This is a genomic window from Streptomyces hydrogenans (genome assembly GCF_014656075.1).
GTDB classification, from domain to species: domain Bacteria; phylum Actinomycetota; class Actinomycetes; order Streptomycetales; family Streptomycetaceae; genus Streptomyces; species Streptomyces hydrogenans.
The window spans coordinates 1-624 of sequence record NZ_BNBS01000320.1 but is presented as its reverse complement, the minus strand read 5'-3'; the positions used below and the strand labels follow the sequence as shown (position 1 = coordinate 624).

1 protein-coding gene is annotated in these 624 nt (G+C 75.8%); it reads right to left on the bottom strand.

Annotated elements, in window-relative coordinates; translation table 11 throughout:
• Nucleotides 1–220 precede the first annotated feature (220 nt).
• Nucleotides 221–624 (bottom strand): DUF2690 domain-containing protein (locus tag IE321_RS41650; protein WP_190226801.1); only part of this gene is annotated, 404 nt, incomplete at its 5' end.

Genomic DNA, 624 nt, shown 5'->3' with positions numbered 1-624 from the left:
TCTGGCCGGCCGCGCCGGTCACGGTGACATTCACGGGAGTGCGGGTCATGGCGATCTCCGTAAGACAGCTGGCGGTGGGGTTCCCTGCCCCTGAGGCTGGATATCGCTCCCTTGATCGATCGATGTCTCGATGTGAAGAGATATCCGGCGGTCAGGCTATCGGACCCGGGCGGCCGCGCACCCCCACCCCCTTGTGGTGCGGCTCACCTCCCGCCCCGTTTCACCCTCCCGTGCACCCGTCCTCGCCGCCCGAGAGCGCCGCGCACGCCCGCGCGGCGGTTCCGGAGGGGACCGGGATCATCGCCGTGTACGCGCCGGAGTCGCCGCCCTCCAGGACGTTCGCGACCTGGATGGCGGTGCCCGCCTGGACGCTGACCTCGTCGCCGGGCGCGCCCCCGCTGATCCGGGCCCAGGCGGCGGCGCACGCCTCGCTGTGCCGGACCTCGACGAGGGCGCCGCCGAGGCGCATCCGGTCGACGGTGGTGGCGAGCGGCCCGCCGCAGCCCATGTCCTCCGGGTCGAGCCCGCCGCAGTCGGCGCCGGTGCACCGCACGCCCTCCGGGAGGCTCGGCGTGGCCGCCGGGGCGGTGGTGGCGGGCGGCGGCGCCGGGCGGGCCTCGGGCC